The 12,614-nt window shown below is 70.3% G+C and carries 12 protein-coding genes; 1 reads left to right on the top strand and 11 read right to left on the bottom strand.

Translation table 11 applies throughout. From position 1 onward, the window contains the following. Position 1 precedes the first annotated feature (1 nt). The 3 genes from QTH86_RS14160 to QTH86_RS14150 are packed head-to-tail and all read right to left on the bottom strand — an operon-like array spanning position 2 to position 2,135. Positions 2–763 (bottom strand): ABC transporter permease, encoded by a 762-nt coding sequence (locus tag QTH86_RS14160; protein WP_286647666.1) that lies wholly within the window; start codon positions 761–763, stop codon positions 2–4. Between the two features lie 46 nt (positions 764–809). Further along, positions 810–1,754 carry an ATP-binding cassette domain-containing protein gene (locus QTH86_RS14155; protein ID WP_444813828.1) on the bottom strand — a complete coding sequence of 315 codons (945 nt, stop codon included), beginning with the start codon at positions 1,752–1,754 and terminating at the stop codon, positions 810–812. Between the two features lie 36 nt (positions 1,755–1,790). Next, entirely contained in the window at positions 1,791–2,135 is a 345-nt protein-coding gene (locus QTH86_RS14150) for an antibiotic biosynthesis monooxygenase family protein (protein ID WP_286646860.1), read from the bottom strand. 142 nt (positions 2,136–2,277) lie between these two features. On the opposite strand from QTH86_RS14150, the gene QTH86_RS14145 reads away from it, so the two are divergent. Continuing rightward, positions 2,278–3,543, top strand: coding sequence for a D-amino acid dehydrogenase (locus tag QTH86_RS14145; protein ID WP_286646859.1), 1,266 nt, complete (start codon positions 2,278–2,280; stop codon positions 3,541–3,543). Here the strand turns inward: QTH86_RS14145 and QTH86_RS14140 are convergent. The 8 genes from QTH86_RS14140 to QTH86_RS14105 form a co-directional block, all read right to left on the bottom strand. Then, on the bottom strand, positions 3,534–3,779 hold the full coding sequence (locus QTH86_RS14140; protein ID WP_286646858.1) for a DUF3820 family protein: 246 nt from the start codon (positions 3,777–3,779) through the stop codon (positions 3,534–3,536). The two genes, QTH86_RS14145 and QTH86_RS14140, sit on opposite strands and share 10 nt — an antisense overlap. 10 nt (positions 3,780–3,789) lie before the next feature. Then, positions 3,790–4,149: a translation initiation factor Sui1 gene (locus QTH86_RS14135; RefSeq protein ID WP_286646857.1), complete on the bottom strand. Its 360-nt coding sequence runs from the start codon at positions 4,147–4,149 to the stop codon at positions 3,790–3,792. Further along, entirely contained in the window at positions 4,146–6,383 is a 2,238-nt protein-coding gene (locus tag QTH86_RS14130) for an ATP-binding protein (protein ID WP_286646856.1), read from the bottom strand. The genes QTH86_RS14135 and QTH86_RS14130 overlap by 4 nt, the downstream gene beginning before the upstream one ends. Continuing rightward, the gene (locus tag QTH86_RS14125) at positions 6,380–6,946 is read right to left on the bottom strand and encodes a biliverdin-producing heme oxygenase (protein WP_286646855.1); all 567 of its coding nucleotides are present in this window, start codon (positions 6,944–6,946) and stop codon (positions 6,380–6,382) included. The genes QTH86_RS14130 and QTH86_RS14125 overlap by 4 nt, the downstream gene beginning before the upstream one ends. Positions 6,947–7,060: 114 nt before the next feature. After that, the gene (locus QTH86_RS14120; RefSeq protein WP_286646854.1) at positions 7,061–8,545 is read right to left on the bottom strand and encodes an AMP nucleosidase; all 1,485 of its coding nucleotides are present in this window, start codon (positions 8,543–8,545) and stop codon (positions 7,061–7,063) included. A gap of 77 nt (positions 8,546–8,622) precedes the next feature. Then, entirely contained in the window at positions 8,623–9,018 is a 396-nt protein-coding gene (locus tag QTH86_RS14115) for a YkvA family protein (protein WP_286646853.1), read from the bottom strand. Positions 9,019–9,034: 16 nt separating this feature from the next. Further along, positions 9,035–10,399, bottom strand: a complete 1,365-nt coding sequence (gorA, locus tag QTH86_RS14110; RefSeq protein ID WP_286646852.1) for a glutathione-disulfide reductase — start codon at positions 10,397–10,399, stop codon at positions 9,035–9,037. Positions 10,400–10,448: 49 nt separating this feature from the next. Next, positions 10,449–12,521 (bottom strand): DUF6600 domain-containing protein, encoded by a 2,073-nt coding sequence (locus tag QTH86_RS14105; protein WP_286646851.1) that lies wholly within the window; start codon positions 12,519–12,521, stop codon positions 10,449–10,451. Positions 12,522–12,614: the final 93 nt, after the last annotated feature.

Genomic DNA, 12,614 nt, shown 5'->3' with positions numbered 1-12,614 from the left:
CTCAGGCCCTGAAGCGGCGCCGCGTCAGCGCCAGCGCGACCCAGAACGCGGCCACTGCATAGACGGCCAGCACGAGCCCGTGACGCAGCGCGTCACTCGGCCACTGGTCCATGAACAGCGGGCGCACCAGCGCGACGGCGTTGGTCAGCGGCAGCCAGGCCGCGAAGGTTCGCACGAAGCCCGGCAACTGATCCAGCGGGAAGAACACGCCCGACAGGAACATCATCGGCGTCATGAAGAGCGTGAAGTAGTAGGTGAAGAAGTCGTAGCCCTTGGCGAGCGCATTGAAGATCAGCGCGATCGACGAGAAGGTGATGCCCGAGCCCACCAGCACCGCCCACGCGACGACCAGCTTGGGGCTGTGGCTGATGCCCAGCGCCAGCATCACGGCCAGGATCGCCGTCACCGTGAAGATCGCCTTGAAGGCGGCCCACAGCATCTCGGCGAGCACCACGTCGTCGAGGCCGACGGGCGCATTCATGATGCCGTCCCAGGTCTTCTGCACGTGCATGCGCGAGAAGGCCGAGTACAGCGCCTCGAAGCTCGCCGCGTTCATCGCGCTCATGCAGATCGAGCCGCTCGCCAGGAACAGGATGTAGGGCACCTTCGTGCCGTTCACGTCGACTTGCCCGACCAGTGCGCCCATGCCGTAGCCGAACGCGACCAGCCAGATCAGCGGCTCGGCGATGTTGCCGATGAGGCTGGGGATGGCGAGCTTGCGCCACACCAGCCAGTTCCGCAGGAACACCGGCCACCAGCGCATCGAGAGCGTGGGTGGGCGCCACACAGAGGGCGTGGAACGCGTCGCGTCAACCGTCTTCACGAATCTGCCTCCCGGTGAGTTTCAGGAAGAGGTCTTCCAGGTTGGCCGGGCGATGGAAGGTGCGCAGGCCGCCACGCTGCGCCAACGCATCGAGCAGCCGCCGCGCGTCCTGCGTGTAGAAGAACACCGTCTCGCCGCTGACCTCGATGCGTGCGGCCAGCGCTGCCAGGTCGGCCGCGCCGGCCAGTTCGAGCGCCCCGTTGCCGTAGACCTCGACCACGTCCGGCTCGAGGTGCTCGGCGATCAGGTCGCGCGGCCGGCCCTCGGCGATCTTGCGGCCGTGGTCGAGCACCAGCAATCGCGTGCACAGGCGCTCGGCCTCGTCCATGAAGTGCGTGGTCAGCAGGATCGACTTGCCGCGCTGCAGCAGAACTTGCAGCCGCTCCCACATCAGGTGGCGCGCCTGCGGGTCGAGCCCGGTGGTGGGTTCGTCGAGCAGCAGCAGCCTGGGGTCGTTGACCAGCGCGCGCGCCAGCGACAGCCGCCGCTTCATGCCCCCCGACAGTTCGCCCGGCTTGGCGGCGGCCTTGTGCGTGAGCGCCGCGAATTCCAGCAGTTCGGGGATGCGGGACGCGATGTCGGCACGGCGAAAGCCGAAGTAGCGGCCGTAGACCATCAGGTTCTCGGCGCAGCTGAAGTCCGGATCGAGCGTGTCGAACTGGGTCACCACGCCCAGCTGCGCCTTGATGGCCAGCGCATCGCGCGGCATCTGCAGCGCGCCACCGCCACCGCCGAAGTAGGTGATGTCGCCGTCGTCGGGCGTTGTGAGACCCAGGCACATGCGGATGGTGGTCGTCTTGCCGGCGCCGTTGGGGCCGATCACGCCGAGGCATTCGCCCGGTGCGATCTCGAAGGACAGGTCGTCGACGACGGTCGTCTCGGCGTAGCGCTTGCGCAGGTGACGAACCTGGAGGAGGGGGGCGATGCTCACCGGTCGGATTGTGGGCGAAGCCGGGGACGCGCCGCGTCAGCCATGCGCGCGGCGGCTGTCGGACGGTGCCTGCTCGCGGTCGTTCAGGCCGTAGTCGCGCACCACGTTCGCGATGCGCAGCCGGTAGTCGCCAAACACATGGCTGCGGCCGGCGCTCTGGGCCCGGCGGTGCGTGTCGAGCGCCCGCCAGGCGGCCAGCGACGCCTCGTCGCGCCAGAAGCTCAGGCTCAGCATCTTGCCGGGCTCGTACAGGCTCTCGAAGCGGTCGATGGAGATGAAGCCATCCATCTTGAGCAGGTCGTCCCGCAGGGCCGCGGCCATCTGCAGGTAGGTGTCACGCTGGCCTTGTGCGGGCCAGACTTCGAAGATCACAGCCATCATCGTGGGGCTCCTGTCCGAGAGTAGGGGATGCACTTCGGAGAATGCCATGCCTCGATTGGGCGCGTTCCTTGCTGCTGGCCCATGCAGCCACGTCGAGGACGCGCCGATCCGGCGTGCCGACAACACACGAGGAGCGGGTCGCATGAAGGTTTTGGTTCTGGGCAGCGGTGTCATCGGGGTGAGTTCGGCCTACCAGCTGGCGCTGGCGGGGCACGAGGTGACGGTGGTCGACCGCCAGCCCGCCGCGGCCATGGAGACCAGCTACGGCAATGCCGGCGAGGTGTCGCCCGGCTATTCGTCGCCCTGGGCCGGGCCCGGCGTGCCGCTGAAGGCGGTCAAGTGGCTGCTGATGCACCACCGCCCGCTGGTGATCCGCCCGCAGCTCGACCTGGCGCTGGTCCGCTGGGGGTTCTCGATGCTGCGCAACTGCACCAGCGCCCGCTACGACCTCAACAAGAGCCGCATGGTGCGGCTGGCCGAGTACAGCCGCGACTGCCTCAAGGCGCTGCGGGCGCAGACCGGCATCCGCTACGACGAACGCATGCAGGGCACGCTGCAGCTCTTTCGCACGCAGGCGCAGCTCGACGGCACCGCTGCCGACATCGCCGTGCTGCAGCGCGACGGCGTGCCCTTCGAGCTGCTCGACCGCGACGGCTGCATCCGGCACGAGCCCGCGCTCGCCGCGGTGCGCGAGAAGTTCGTCGGCGGCCTGCTGCTGCCGGGCGACGAGACCGGCGACTGCTTCAAGTTCACCCAGCGCCTGGCGACGATGGCGGCGGACCTGGGCGTGCGCTTTCGCTACGGCGTGCGGATCCGCCACTTCGACGGCACGCTCGCGTCCATCGACGGCGTTGTGACCGATGCCGGCACGTTGAAGGCGGACGCGTACCTGGTCGCGCTCGGCAGCCATTCGCCGCTGCTGCTCAAGGACGTGGGCATCCGCATCCCGGTCTACCCGGTCAAGGGCTACTCGATCACCGTGCCCATCGTCGATGCGGCCGGCGCGCCCGAATCGACCGTGATGGACGAGACGCACAAGGTCGCGGTCACGCGCCTGGGCGACCGCATCCGCGTCGGCGGCACCGCCGAACTCGCCGGCTACACGCTCAAGCTGCACGAGGCGCGCCGCCAGACGCTGGCGCACGTGGTGGGCGACCTCTTCCCACGCGGCGGCGACCTGTCGCGCGCCGAGTTCTGGTGCGGTCTGCGTCCGATGACGCCCGACGGCACGCCCATCGTCGGTGCCACGCGCTTTCCCAACCTGTTCCTGGCGACCGGCCACGGTACGCTGGGCTGGACGATGGCGGCGGGCACCGGCCGCGTCATGGCCGACGTGATTTCCGGCCACGCGCCGGCCATCGACATGGACGGCCTGACCGTGGCGCGCTACCCGAACGCCTACCGCTGAGCGGCGCCGGCGCTGCCGTTGCCGTTTCCGTTGCGCAAGGGCGCGAGCAGCGGCTTCAGGCCGTTGTGGTCGATCTCGTGCATCAGCTGCAGCAGCCGGCCAATCTCGCCCTTGGGAAAGCCCTCGCGTGCGAACCAGGTGAGGTAGTTGCCGGGCAGGTCGGCGATCAGCGTGCCCTTGTACTTGCCGAAGGGCATCTGCAGGGTGACGAGGCGCTGGAGGTCTTCCGGGTTCATCGCGCCGAACCTACCCGCCCGCGCGCTTGACCGTCATGCCCTGCTTCTGCAGCGCGGCGACGACGGTGTCGCGGTGGTCGCCCTGGATCTCAATCGTGCCGTCCTTCACCGTGCCGCCGGACCCGCAGTTCGCCTTGAGCTGCTTGGCGAGCGCCGTCAGCGCGTCGGCCGCGAGCGGCACGCCGCGCACCAGCGTCACGCCCTTGCCCTTGCGGCCCTTGGTGTCGAGCGACACGCGCACGATCCCGTCGCCCTTCGGCACCGCCGCCGTGGCCTTGCAGCGGCAGTCGGCGGCCGCCTGCCGGCAGTCAGGGCACACGCGGCCTTTGTCGGTGGAATAGACCAGGCGGCTGGAGGATGCAGGTGTCATGCGGAGAAGGAGGGAAGGTCGGGGGCGGCAGGGGCCAGCGGCACCCGCACGCTGAAGACAACGCAGGGCTCGGCGTAGCGGTAGACGATGGTGCCGCCATGCGCCTCGACGATGGCATGCGCGATGTACAGCCCCAGGCCCAGGCCGCTGCGGTTGCGCAGGTTGGCATGGTCGCGCCGCTTGAAGGCGTTGAACAGCTGGGGCTCGACATCGGCCGGGATCGGCGGGCTGACGTTGCTGACCTCGAACAGCGCCTGGCCGTCCCGGGCCGCGAGCTGCACGCGGATCGACGCACCGGGCGCGCCATGGTGGCGCGCGTTGCTTACGAGGTTGGTGAAGACCTGCGCCATGCGGTCGCCGTCGACCTGCGCCATCAGGCCGTCGGGGGCGTCGCGCACCACGTTCACGCCGGGGTGCGCCAGGCGGATCTCGTCGAGCAGGTCGTCGAGCAAGGCGCGCAGGTCAACCTCGCTGCGCTGGATCTCGACGCCGCCACCGGTCTGCAGCCGCGACATGTCGAGCACCTGCCCGATCATCCGCGCCATGCGCGTGCTCGACGCCTGGATGCGTTGGCCCATGCGGCTGCCGGTGCTGGCGACCACGCCGTCGCGCTCGGCCTCCTTGCCGAGCAGTCGCGCGGCCATGGCGATCGATTGCAGCGGGTCGCGCAGGTCGTGGCCCAGCATGGCCATCAGCTCGGTGCGGCCCCGCGCGATCTCGGCCAGGCGGGCGGAGCGGGCGCGCAGCAGCTCGTCCAGCAGGCGGCGGCCGAACTCGAGGTCGTGGGCGTCCCACGGCACCGAGGTGTCGCGCACCGTCTCGCGCCAGACATCGAAAGAGCCGCGCGGCGTGAGGCGCGGGCCGAGCGGGCCCACCTTGTAGGTCTTCTCGGGGTGGCCGCCCCAATGGATGGTCTCGATCTGCTCCTTGCGCAGCAGCACGAGCCAGCCGTGGGCGGCCGGGTCGAAGGACAGCGCCAGCACCCCGCACCAGACCCCCGGGCCACCGGCCAGTGCGGGCGCGAGCTGCTTGAGCGACGCGGTCGACAGCAGGTGGCCGGCCGGCGCCTGCGCCGCGTCGAGCCACGCGATGAGCTGGACGGCGAAGTCGTGCGGCACGTCGCCTTCGACATGCAGCTTCGACTCCTCCGCGATGATCGCCGCCTGCGCCTGGAAGGCCACGATCAGGTCCTTCGCCTTGTCGACCAGGGCCGACGCGGTGTCGTCGGCATGCAGGGCGGCCTCGATCAGGCGGGTGCGCAGTTCCGCCGCGTCGGCGCTGCGCCGTGCCTGCTCGCCGGCCGCCAGGCTCTGCACATGCGCCGCGAGGATCTGCGCCAGCACGTCGCAGGCCATGCGCACCGAGTACGGCACCTGCAGCGGCCCCGTGTGGTGGCAGGCGAGCATGCCCCAGAGCTGGCCGTTGACGACGATCGAGATGCTCATCGACGCGCCCACGCCCATGTTCTGCAGGTACTCGATGTGGATCGGCGACACGCTGCGCAGCACGCTGTGGCTCATGTCCAGCGGGCGCTGGACGTCCGCCGCCTGCTCGACCGGCACCGGCGCGGCATGCACGTCGGCGATCAGCCGCAGCGTGTTGACCACATAGAGGCGCCGCGCCTGCGCCGGGATATCGCTGGCCGGATAGCGGCGGCCCAGGAAGGGCTCGAGCGTCTTGGCGCAGTCTTCGGCCACCACGTCGCCGCTGTCGTCGTGGCGGAAGCGGTAGGCCATCACGCGGTCGAAGCCGGTCAGCTGGCGCACCGCGCCGACGGCGAAGTCCATCAGGCTCGCGATCGACTTCTGGCGCTTGAGCCGCTCCATCGCGCGGTGCGCCTTCAGGGCGAAATCGGTCTTCACGTCGGCACCCGTGGGGCGCTGCTCGAACTCGGCGACGGCCAGCCCGCCGCTGTGGTGCACCACCAGGTCGAACACCTGGCCGTTGAGGTGCACCTCGCTGCTGGCGGGCACGCCGTCGGCCGGGTCCGTGCCGTCGAGCAGTTCGTTCAGGGCGTCGTGGACCGCCGCGTCGCCCTCGAAATGCGCCGCCGTGAACGCATCGCCCAGCGCCGGCGCCGAGGCACCGAGCAGCGCGCGCAGGTTGGCGCTGGCGTGGACCACGCGGTGGTCGGTGCCCACGGCCAGCATTGCCCCGTGCGACTGGATCAGCCCCGGGATGTGGATCGGCTCGCGGGCGCAGTTGTCGAGGTTGATCGGCAGCGTCGCGCTCATGGGATGGCCTCACGGTGGCAGGCCAGCAGCGTCTCGAAGGCCTCGACGGCGCCGTCGCAGGCGCTGCGCACCTCGGCGGGACCGAAGGCCTGGTCCCGCAGCTGTGCGAGGAAGGCCTTCCATTGCGCACCGGTCTGCTCGCCGGCGCCCTGCAGGTAGTTCAGGGGGTGCGGCGCCAGGCGCTCGGCGAGCTGCCGGTAGAGCACGCGGCCGCCCAGGCGCGAGCCTTCGAGCACGTACGAGACGCCCCACACGAATGCGAGGCCGGGCGACGTGCGCGTGGGAGGCGTGGGCGCACGCGTCACTGCGTCGGGCGGCAGCAGCGCGGCGCAGGCGGCGAGGTCGCCGGCCAGCTGGGCGCGGTGCGTGGCCAGCGCCGGCGGCGCGGGCTCGAGACCGGCCAGCCGCTGCAACCAGGCCTCCAGCATGCGCAGGTGCGACCGGTAGTCCGCCAGGCTCGGCGACGGCCGTGCGAGCGGCAGGCACTGGTCCACCTGCGCATGCAGCGAGGACGTGGCTTGGCGCAAGGCGTCGAGGATGTCGGGTTCCAGGGGGGAGGGCATGGGTGGGTGGGGACGCAGCGACGGCCGGGGCCGGCAGCGCGCGCCGCCATGGACGATAGCGTACGCCGCTATGTCAAAAGACATCCGGCGCGCATCCCGCAAGCGGGTGACTATTTATTGGAAGGCGACTTCCGCGAAGCTGCGCAGTTTGCGGCTGTGCAGCCGGCTCGAACCTTCGGCGCGGAGGATTTCGATCGCCTTCATGCCGATGCGCAGGTGCTGCTCGACCCGCTCGCGGTAGAAATGGTTGGCCATGCCCGGCAGCTTGATCTCGCCGTGCAGCGGCTTGTCGGACACGCACAGCAGCGTGCCGTAGGGCACCCGGAAGCGGAAGCCGTTGGCCGCGATGGTGGCGCTTTCCATGTCGAGCGCCACCGCGCGGCTCTGGCTGAAGCGGCGCTGCGGCTCGTTCTGCGGCAGCAGCTCCCAGTTGCGGTTGTCGGTGCTGGCCACGGTGCCGGTGCGCATGATGGTCTTCAGGTCAGGGCCGCTGATCTGCGTGACCTCTTCCACCGCCTTCTCCAGCGCCAGCTGGATCTCGGCCAGCGCCGGGATCGGCACCCACAGCGGCAGCTCCTCGTCGAGCACATGGTCCTCGCGCACGTAGGCGTGGGCCAGTACGTAGTCGCCCAGCTGCTGGCTGTTGCGCAGGCCCGCGCAGTGGCCCAGCATCATCCAGGCGTGCGGGCGCAGCACGGCGATGTGGTCGGTGATGGTCTTGGCGTTCGAGGGACCCACGCCGATGTTCACCATCGTGATGCCGGCGCGGTCTTCGCGCACCAGGTGGTAGGCCGGCATCTGCGGCAGCCGCGGCGGCGCGATGCCGCCTTCGGGGCCGTCGTAGCCGACCCGGTAGCTGGTGACGTTGCCGGGTTCGATGAAGGCGACGTAGGGGCTGTCGGGGTTCGCCATCTCCTTGTGGCCGAGCGCCACGAACTCGTCGATGTAGAACTGGTAGTTGGTGAACAGTACGAAGTTCTGGAACCACTCGGGGGCCGTGCCCGTGTAGTGGCGCAGCCGGTGCAGCGAGTAGTCCACCCGCGCGGCAGTGAAGAGCGCCAGTGGCTGCGGCTCGCCCGCCTTCGGTTCGTAGGTGCCGTTGGCGATGCCGTCGTCCATGGCGGCCAGGTCGGGCAGATCGAACACGTCGCGCATCAGGGCGCGGCGTTCGGCGTTCATCGTGCCCTCGATGTGGTCGTTCTCGGCGAAGGAGAAATGGATCGGGATCGGCTGCGTGGCCGTGCCGATCTCGAGCTCGACGCCGTGGTTCTCCAGCAGCAGGCGGAACTGCTCCAGGTAGTAGCGGTGGAACAGGTCGGGCCGCGTCAGCGTCGTCTCGTAGCGGCCCGGCCCCGCGACGAACCCGTAGCTCAGGCCGGCGGTGGTCGGCGGGCTCTGGCGCGACACCGTGTGGGTGTGCACCCGCACGAAGGGGTAGCAGGCCCGCACCCGGCCCGGCAGGGTTTCGCCCGCCACGAAGCGCAGCATCGAGTCCCGCAGATGCGCCAGCGCCTGCTGGTAGATCTTTTGGACCTGTGCCAGGGCGGCGGCGGCATCGGTGAAGCGGGCGGGGGCGACGAAGGGCGGCATGTAGGGCATGGCGCCATTGTGCAGTTGTCCGTCGGCGCGGCGGCGCTGGCGACTCGCCGAAGCAGCGCCTTGCCCGCGATTTGTCGTCAAGAAGCCCATTGCATGAGCCACAGCCCTGCCGCCACGCCGGCGGCCAGCCACAGCAACACGATGAAGACCGCGCCGGCCCGGCTGCTGGGCTTCGCGCCGTGCGCCCGCATCCACGCGTCGGCTCGATCGCGGCACTCCGAGCGCACCTCGTCGGGCAAGAGCCGGATGGCCAGCCAGATGAGGCCGGGAAGCAGCAGCACGTCATCGACGTAGCCGAGCACGGGAATGAAGTCGGGAATCAGGTCGATCGGGCTCAGCGCATAGGCCACGACCAGGACGCCAAGTGCCTTCGCGTACCAGGGCGTTCGGGCATCCTGGCCCGCGAACCACAGCGTCACGCCGTCGCGTTTGATCCGCCTGGCCCACCGTTTCAGGTCATCGGCAAGACGCATGGCTTTCAGTGGGAGCTCACCCCGGCATCGGCTGCCGCATGGTGACGAACTCCTCGGCCACCGTCGGGTGGATGCCGATGGTCGTGTCGAAGTGCGCCTTGGTGGCGCCGGCACGCATCGCCACCGCGAAGCCCTGCACCACCTCGCCGGCCTCGGGGCCGACCATGTGCAGGCCGACCACGCGGTCGCTGGCGTCGTCCACGATCAGCTTGAGGAAGGTGCGCTCCTGGCGGCCCGAGAGCGTGTGGCGCAGTGCCTTGAACTCGCTGCTGAAGAGCGTGACCTTGCCGTACTTCTTGCGCGCCTCCGCTTCGGTCAGGCCGCAGGTGCCGACGTTCGGGTGCGTGAAGACGGCCGTGGGCACATAGTCGTAGTCGACCTTGCGCTTCCCGTCGCCGAAGAGCGCGTCGACCACGGCCATCGCCTCGGCCAGCGCCACCGGCGTGAGCTGCATCTTGGTCGACACGTCGCCTAGCGCGTAGATGGACGGCACGCTGCTGCGGTAGCGCGCGTCGACCTTCACCGCGCCGCGCTCGTCGAGCGCGACGCCGGCCGCCTCCAGGCACAGCCCCTCCGTGTTGGGTACGCGGCCGGTGGCGTAGAGCACGGTGTCGGCTTCCAGCTGCTGGCCGCGCGACAGCATCACGGCGAGGGGCGCATCCTTGCCGCGGCCGGCGGCGACCGATGCGACCTCGGCGTTGAGCCGGATGTCGACGCCTGCCTTGCCCATCTCGCGCGCCAGGAACTCGCGCACGTCCTCGTCGAAGCCGCTCAGCAGATGCGCCTGCCGCTGCACCAGCGTCACCTGTGCGCCGAGCCCGTTGAAGATGGAAGCGAACTCGCACGCGATGTAGCCGCCGCCGACGATCACGAGCCGCTTAGGAAAGACGGGCAGGTCGAACATCGCGTCGGACACCTGCACATGCTCGCGGCCCGGCAGGTCGGGGACGAAGGGGCGTCCGCCCGTCGCCACGAGGATGTAGCGGGCCGTGTGGCGCGTCGTGCCGACCTTCACCGTGTGCGCATCCTCGAGGTGCGCCCAGCCGGTGACGAGCGTGACGCCGGCCGCGTCGAGCAGCCCGCCGTAAATGCCGTTCAGGCGGTGGATCTCGCGGGCGCGGTTCGCCTTCAGCACATCCCAGTCGAAGCGCGCCTCGCCGAGCTGCCAGCCGTAGCCCTGCGCCTCTTCGAAGGCCTCCGCATAGCCCGCGGCGTAGCTGTAGAGCTTCTTGGGAATGCAGCCGACGTTGACGCAGGTGCCGCCCAGTTCGGCGGCCTCCGCCAGCGCCACGCGCGCACCGCGTTGCGCCGCCATGCGGGCGGCGCGCACGCCGCCGCTGCCGCCGCCGATGACGAAGAGATCGAAGTCGTATGTGGGCATGGGGGTTCCTTGCCGCGACTGTAGCCCGGCATGGATGCACCGCGCTGCCTTAGGACTGATCCCCAGGGCGTCCGCGGAACCCCGGCCGGCCGCCGGGGCCTTGTTGCTGTTGCTGTGGCTGTGGCTGCTGCTGCTGCTGCTGCTGGCGTTGTTGCTCTTGCTGCTGTTGGGCCTGCTGCACCCGGGCCGTCTGTTGCCGCTGCCGGTCGTCGCGCTGCTGTTGCTGCTGGACCTGCTGTTGCTGACGCTGGGCCTGTTGCTGTTGTTGCTGCATGGCGCGCTGCTGTGCTTCCTGCGCCTGTCGCGCCGCGTTCATCTGCTGCATCTGCTCTTGCTGGCGTTGCGCTTGCTGCGCGCGTTCGGCCTGCTGTGCCTGTTGCTGCTGCCGCATCGCTTGTTGTTGCTCGGCGGCCCGCTGCTGCGCTTCCTGCGCCTGACGCATGTCGTTCTGCTGGCGTTGCGCCTGCTGCTGCATCTGGGCCTGTGCCGCGCGCTGTTGCTGCACTTGCTGTTCCTGCTGGCGCTGGATCTGCATCTGTTGTTGCTGCTGTTGCGTCGCGCGCTGCGCCTCCTGCGCCTGGCGCGTGGCGTTCATCTGCTGTTGTTGGCGTTGCTGCTGTTCCTGCTGCTGCTGGAACGCCGCCGCTCGTTGTCCGTCGGACCCCTCGCGCGGGTTCTGTGGACCTTGCGGCCGCGGGAAGGCGCCGCGCCCGCGGTTCTCGGGTGGCATCGGCCGGTTCGGCTGCTGCTGTGCGGGGGCTGGTGGCGCTGCAGCCACCGGGCGCCCCCATCCGCCCTGCCGCCCTGCGCCGCGGTCGGGGAGGGGAACGGGCGCCGCCGTGGTCACGGCGGCGCGCGGCATGCGGTCGTCGCTCAGCCGCACCAGCTCGCGCCGGTCGACGCGGCCGCGGCCGAATCGATCGGCGGGCACCACGGTCAGGGCGCCGGGATGGCGCTGGTAGGCGTAAGCGGCATCGCGCGGCGGCGGGCGGTTCCGGCCATCGACGAAGGGGCGGTTCGCCGCTTCGACATAGCGCGGACTGGTGCGGTAGCCCGGCTGCCAGCGCTCGCCGGGCGCCAGCGGAAACCAGCCCACGCCATGGCGGCCCCCGCCGATGGCGAGGTTGGCGCTGGCCGGCCCGCCGATGAAGCCGACCAAGGCCGGCGAATACACCGGCCGCGTCTGCGTGCGCCCCGGCACCCAGCCCCAACGTGGGCCGATGCGGGCCCAGCGGCCATAGTGGAAGGGGGCGAAGCCCCAGGGCGCGGCGTCCACCCAGGTCCAGCCCCAGGGCGCCACGTCGACCCACTGGCCGTCGCGGTACGGCGCCCAGTCGGCATCGACTTCGCGCGGGTACCAGACGTTGCCGTAGCTCGGGTCGTTCTGCCAGTCGCCGTAGCGGTCGAGCTGCTGGTAGCCCACCACTTCGCGCGACACATAACGTGCCGAGACGGATTGGTCCTCCAGCCGATTGCGTTCCGCCGCCCAGCGGTCGAAGTCGTCGCTGCCCTGCGGGGCGCCTCCGGCCGCGGCCAGGTTGCGCCCGGTGACGACGAGTTGCTGCCGCGCGCCGAGCGCCACCGATTCGCCGTTGTCGCCATAGATCACCGCGCTGCCGGCGGCGGCGGCGACGCGGGTGGTGCCGGCGGCGGGGTCGGCGTCGATGCGGTAGTCGCCGGCGGCCTGGATCACCATCGCGAGGTTGCCGGTGTCGACCTCGACCCGCTGCCCGGCGAGGTCGTCGCGCACCCGCAACTGCACGGTGCCCTGTGCCACCGTGAGTTGCGTCGTGCCGTCGTCGACCTGCGTGAGCTCGAGGCTGGTCTGCTCGTCCATGCGGACCGCGGACGAGCCCACCTGCAGTTCGGCGCGCGCCCCGCGGTCGGTCCACAGGCGGTCGCCGGTGGTCAGCGGGCGGTTGGGTGCCACGTCGTACCAACTGTCGTCGCCGGAGGGCGAGAAGCTCACGGTGCCCTGATGGAAGCCCAGGCGCGCGACCCGGCCTGGCGGGTCGGCATCCTGGGCGGTTGCGCCCAGCGCAGCGCAACACAGCATCAGGCCGATGGCGCCTGCGCGCCAGGCGGCTGGTCGCGCCAAGAGGAGTCGAAGAAATGAAGTCATGGCAGAAGGTCGGCTTCGGGCAGGCACCCGTCACCGATCAGGGATGAAGCTCTGCTTGTAACGCGCCGGCCGCGCGGCCGGCTGTCAGCGACG

The organism is Variovorax sp. J2L1-78 (assembly GCF_030317205.1).
GTDB classification, from domain to species: domain Bacteria; phylum Pseudomonadota; class Gammaproteobacteria; order Burkholderiales; family Burkholderiaceae_C; genus Variovorax; species Variovorax arabinosiphilus.
The sequence above is the reverse complement of the archived record's forward strand: the minus strand, read 5'-3'. Positions and strand labels throughout refer to the sequence as shown.

Coding starts and splice junctions, on each gene's coding strand:
- QTH86_RS14115 (WP_286646853.1), bottom strand. CDS start 9,018: ATGCGTCTTGCCGATGACCTGAAACGGTGGGCCAGGCGGATCAAACGC.
- QTH86_RS14105 (WP_286646851.1), bottom strand. CDS start 12,521: ATGACTTCATTTCTTCGACTCCTCTTGGCGCGACCAGCCGCCTGGCGC.
- gorA (WP_286646852.1), bottom strand. CDS start 10,399: ATGCCCACATACGACTTCGATCTCTTCGTCATCGGCGGCGGCAGCGGC.
- QTH86_RS14130 (WP_286646856.1), bottom strand. CDS start 6,383: ATGAGCGCGACGCTGCCGATCAACCTCGACAACTGCGCCCGCGAGCCG.
- QTH86_RS14145 (WP_286646859.1), top strand. CDS start 2,278: ATGAAGGTTTTGGTTCTGGGCAGCGGTGTCATCGGGGTGAGTTCGGCC.
- QTH86_RS14140 (WP_286646858.1), bottom strand. CDS start 3,779: ATGAACCCGGAAGACCTCCAGCGCCTCGTCACCCTGCAGATGCCCTTC.
- QTH86_RS14125 (WP_286646855.1), bottom strand. CDS start 6,946: ATGCCCTCCCCCCTGGAACCCGACATCCTCGACGCCTTGCGCCAAGCC.
- QTH86_RS14160 (WP_286647666.1), bottom strand. CDS start 763: ATGCGCTGGTGGCCGGTGTTCCTGCGGAACTGGCTGGTGTGGCGCAAG.
- QTH86_RS14150 (WP_286646860.1), bottom strand. CDS start 2,135: ATGATGGCTGTGATCTTCGAAGTCTGGCCCGCACAAGGCCAGCGTGAC.
- QTH86_RS14135 (WP_286646857.1), bottom strand. CDS start 4,149: ATGACACCTGCATCCTCCAGCCGCCTGGTCTATTCCACCGACAAAGGC.
- QTH86_RS14120 (WP_286646854.1), bottom strand. CDS start 8,545: ATGCCCTACATGCCGCCCTTCGTCGCCCCCGCCCGCTTCACCGATGCC.